The sequence below is a fragment of the Roseovarius halophilus (ex Wu et al. 2025) genome, assembly GCF_047086965.1.
Genome location: NZ_JBKOTX010000326.1, coordinates 1 through 4,089, shown reverse-complemented (window position 1 = coordinate 4,089; position 4,089 = coordinate 1). Strand labels below are relative to the sequence as shown.

At 59.0% G+C, this 4,089-nt stretch carries 2 protein-coding genes; both read right to left on the bottom strand.

Annotated features, from left to right (window positions below):
* Positions 1–668 precede the first annotated feature (668 nt).
* Positions 669–2,702: a TRAP transporter permease gene (locus ACH107_RS30650; RefSeq protein ID WP_412509469.1), complete on the bottom strand. Its 2,034-nt coding sequence runs from the start codon at positions 2,700–2,702 to the stop codon at positions 669–671.
* Between the two features lie 87 nt (positions 2,703–2,789).
* Positions 2,790–3,803, bottom strand: coding sequence for a TAXI family TRAP transporter solute-binding subunit (locus ACH107_RS30645; RefSeq protein ID WP_412509468.1), 1,014 nt, complete (start codon positions 3,801–3,803; stop codon positions 2,790–2,792).
* Positions 3,804–4,089 lie beyond the last annotated feature (286 nt).

Here is a 4,089-nt window from a genome sequence, read left to right as displayed (position 1 = left end):
GAAACCGCCTCGCAGATCACCTCACGGGGGTGGCCACATGTCATGGAATGACTGGCCACATGCGCGTGGAACAGGTGGCCACATGCCGTGGAATACCCACCAAAGGCGCTGACGTCAGACAACCGTCAACCTTGACAACCTCTCCAGGTTATATTGCCCGAGCTTCCCCTCGCTATCCAACAGCACAATGCCTGGTTCCTGCGCAACTTTACCGAAGATGACAAGGCCACTAAGTGGAGATCCGTCACGGGGTCGGGGCAAGCGAGGTGGTAGTGCCGGTGGTGGAGGTGATCGGATGAGGTTGCGTGCGGCGGGGTTTGGTGGGGCGGTGTCTGGGGGTGCGGGACTTCTGGCCGTTCGCTGGAGCCGCAAGGCTGTTTTCGCTTTCGCCGCATGTCCCCGCCGGAGCGCTGGGGGCGGCTGCGTGCAGTTGCAGCATCGTGTATGCAGACAAGACCGTCACCTGCCATTCATATCCATGAGGAGCACGAAAGTATAGTCTCTGTGACCCTGCAGGGAGCCCTACCTGTGGCCCGCTCAACAGTTAAAATCAGTGGCTATTTCAAGCAAGCGCTGTGGTACGCCGAACATCAAAAGACGGCCTTTTGCGTGGCGGCTTTGGGGCCGTCACGGGTGGCGGAGATCTCGCTTCCAAGCACCGAACCCAGCTATACCTCTTTCAAGCGCTTGCCGAACTGCAAAATGACCACCGGTGACCACAGTAAAGCGCCCAGCGCCATCGTGGTCAAACCTGGCGCGATGAAAAACAGGGAAACGAGGCCGACCCACCAGCGTTCAAGCCGGCTCATGTGCGTCAGGAAAAATCCGGAGAAGGCTACTCCCAGCCCGGCGATACCCATCATTGAGCCGCTCAGTGTTACTGCGAAGGCAGTCCACGTGAAATCGTCCGTTATGATCAATAGCGCGGGAGAATAGACAAACACGAAAGGCACGAGGGCTTTTGCGATGCCTAATCGAAATGCAGTATTTCCGGTCTTGAAGGGGTTGGCCCCGGCTATGCCGGCGGCCGCATAGGCTGCAAGCGCCACGGGCGGCGTGATATCAGCCAGCACCCCATAGTAGAACACAAAGAAATGCGCGACGACCGGTTCTACCTCCAGCAAACCCAAAGCTGGTGCCGCCACCGCAACGAGAATGATGTAGGTCGCCGTGGTTGGAATACCCGCCCCCATGATGATGCAGGCCAGCGCAATCAGGATAAGCGAAAAGAACAGCGTCCATTGACCGACAGTGTAAATGCTCAGCGGCCAGATACCTCCGATCACGTTGCCGATATCCGTGGCGGTCTGGACTACGACATAGCCTAGCCGGAACCCGACGCCGGTCAGCGTCACCACGCCCACAACGATGCCAACAGTCGCCGCCGCTGCACCCACGGCCAGTGTATTTCGCGCGCCATCAGCCAGAGCCACCCACAGATCATGGAGGGTGAGGCGATTGACCGGATTGAGAAACCCGACGACGACGCAGGCGATGATACCGTAGACGGCGGCAAAATCCGGGGTTTTGCCAGTCAGGATCATATAGACCAGAACGATAAGCGGGATGACAGACAGCCAGTGCTGGCGCAGAACCAGCCCAGCCTTGGGCAACTCCTCGGCCCGCAAACCGCGAAGCCCGAGTTTGCGCGCTTCAAGATGCACCATTATAAAGATGCCGAAATAATGCAGCAACGCCGGGAAAAGGGCTGCGGCCAGCACGTCACGAAGAGGAATTTCCAGGTACTCCACCATGATGAAGGCAGCAGCCCCCAGAATGGGCGGTGTGATCTGCCCGCCGGTGGACGAGGTCGCCTCGACCGCGCCCGAGAAATGCGGCGGGTAGCCCACCTTCTTCATTGCCGGAATGGTAAGAGCACCCGTCGTCACCGTGTTGGCGATGCTTGAGCCTGAAATCGTCCCCATGAAGGCAGAGGAGAAAATGGCGACCTTGGCGGGGCCTCCTGCATAGCGCCCCGCAATCACCATCGCCAGGTCGATGAACAACTGCCCCAACCCGATGCGTGTGGCCAGAACGCCGAAAAGGATGAACAGGAACACGTACTGCGCCATAACGCCGATAGCGATGCCGTAAATCCCCTGATTGGTCATGTATAGGTGATTGATCAGCCCTTGCCATGCGACCCCACCATGTTTCAGCGCGCCGGGCGCCCAAGGGCCAAAGAGCGCGAAGGCAACGAAGACAAGCGCGATGAGGGGCAGCGTGGTCCCCACCGATCGCCGCGTGGCCTCAAGTGTCAGCAGCAAAAGCGCAGTGCCCATGATGACATCGAACGAGGAAGGGTTGCCGACGCGGATCGATACTACCTCGGGAGGTAGAAGCGGCAGGTAAAGCGATGCGGCTACCGCCAGACACGCCAGCAGAATATCGACGACCGGCACACCGCTGATCCGGTACCATGCGGGTGCTGGTGTCGCGGTGCTTAGCGACCGACGCCAAGCAAAAAGCAGAAACACAAGCCCCAACACAAATGACAGGTGAATCCCACGATGCAGAAGCTCGCGCACCAATCCAAAGCCGGATGCGTAGAAGTGATAGGCTGACATCGCGACAAGTGCAATGCTGATACCTATACTGATCGACCGACCAGTCGGGCGAAACATCAGTTCCGGATCGAATTTGCGTTCGATTTCGTGCAGTTCGTCCGGGGTCAGTTCATGGTCGGGATCATACTGCGACATGGCTGGGTCCACGCATGCTGAGGGTCTTCAAGAAGAAAACCCGGCCGCCCAGGAGGCGGCCGGGGGGACATCACGACTGCGCCGGGATTACTCCAGCAGGCCGGCCTCGCGATAAAACCGTTCGGCGCCTGCGTGCAGCGGCACACCGACGCCATTAAGCGCCGTTTCCAGTGTGATGGTTTTGCCCTTGGCGTGGCCGACATCCAGCAGCTTCCGCGAATTTTCGTTCCACAACGCCTTGGTGATCTGATAAATCAACTCCTCGTCTTCCTCGGCAGATGTGAACCATTGCGCGCCCACCGCAACAGTCGGTGTGGCTTCGATACCTTCATAGGTGCCCGCTGGGATATCGCTCTGAGCAAAGAAGCCATATTCCTCGGTCAGCGCATCTGCACCCTCCCCGGAAATGGGAACCAGTTTGATATCCTCAGCAGAGGCCAGTTCAACCAGCGACCCCGTCGGGTATCCGGCGACCGCAAAAAACGCATCGATCCGACCATTGCGCAGCGCGTCCGAGGCCGCATTTCCCTTGAGCGCCTCGGCGGTCACGTCATCGATGGAAAGGCCGTTGGCCTCAAGGATCAGACCCGCGTCGACGTATGTACCCGAACCCGGCTCATCCAGCGACACGCGCTTGCCCTCCAAGTCAGCGACGCTGTCTATGCCACTGTCAGCCTTTGCAACCAGATGTATATGCTCTTCGAAAAGGGCCGCAATCGTGCGCAGGTTTTCCGCCGGTGGCTGCCCCTCCATGGTGCCGGTGCCGGTGTAGGCCCAATAGGCGACGTCAGATTGCGCGAAGCCCGAATTGCGCAGCCCCGAGACGATGGCATTGACGTTGTCGACCGACCCTCGCGACGACACTGCGGAGGCGATCAGGCCGTCGACGCCGCAGCTTCCGCCTTCTTCGCAAGGGCGCGATCCCGGCGGTTTGGAAATGGCGTTGGCGATTACACCGCCAACAGGGTAATAGGTATAGGCCGTGCCGCCCGTACCGATGGTAAAGAATTTGACATCCTGCGCGATCGTCGCGCCTGCCAGGCCCACTGTCAGCGCGGCTCCTGTCGCAAGAGCTCGTACGTATTTCATCGTGTCTTTCATTGCGTTCTCCCTGTTGCGTTATCTTTAAGCAATGCTCTCGACCTTAGTCGACATTCCCCAAGTGGCCTCCCGCCTGACGTGAAGATCACCTGAATCCAACCGCTGAGCAAGTATTTTCCGCCCTGAGCGGCATCTGCAGTCGGGCGCGCTGCTGGAACAGGTGGCCACATGCCGTGGAATACCCAGCGGTCTGGAAATTCTGCTGAGAGCGGGTCATGCATCCTGGCATTCCCATTTGATGTAGGCCTTCGTTTCGGAGGCCCATTTTTCGTCAATCTCGACCAGC

What these genes read in the sequence shown, in the direction of transcription:
- ACH107_RS30650 (WP_412509469.1), bottom strand. Translation starts at nt 2,702, where the DNA reads ATGTCGCAGTATGATCCCGACCATGAACTGACCCCGGACGAACTGCAC.
- ACH107_RS30645 (WP_412509468.1), bottom strand. Translation starts at nt 3,803, where the DNA reads ATGAAAGACACGATGAAATACGTACGAGCTCTTGCGACAGGAGCCGCG.